Origin of the sequence: Sporolactobacillus sp. CQH2019 (genome assembly GCF_028765345.1) — a bacterium.
Taxonomy (GTDB): domain Bacteria; phylum Bacillota; class Bacilli; order Bacillales; family Sporolactobacillaceae; genus Sporolactobacillus.
The window spans coordinates 1-316 of the sequence record NZ_JARAJZ010000060.1 but is presented as its reverse complement, the minus strand read 5'-3'; the positions used below and the strand labels follow the sequence as shown (position 1 = coordinate 316).

Sequence of the window (316 nt, the reverse complement as noted above, 5' to 3'; positions counted from 1 at the left end):
TTCCAGGGGCGGCGAAGGTCGGCCGGAAGGCCGGCTGGAGCGTCTGGAAGTGAGAATGCCGGTATGAGTAACGAAAAGAGGAGTGAGAATCTCCTCCGTCGAAAGCCCAAGGGTTCCTGAGGAAGGTTCGTCCGCTCAGGGTTAGTCGGGGCCTAAGCCGAGGCCGCAAGGCGTAGGCGATGGACAACAGGTGGAAAGTCCTGTACCGCTGCTTCACGATTGAGCGAGGGGGGGACGCAGGAAGGCAAGGCGGGCGCACGGCCGGAAGGGTGCGTTCAAGCCGGGAGGCCGGCAGCGAGGCAAATCCCGCTGCGGA

The 316-nt window shown here is 63.9% G+C and carries 1 rRNA gene; it reads left to right on the top strand.

The features are described 5' to 3' along the window. Positions 1-316, top strand: a 23S ribosomal RNA gene (locus OYT88_RS20795); the annotation flags it as partial.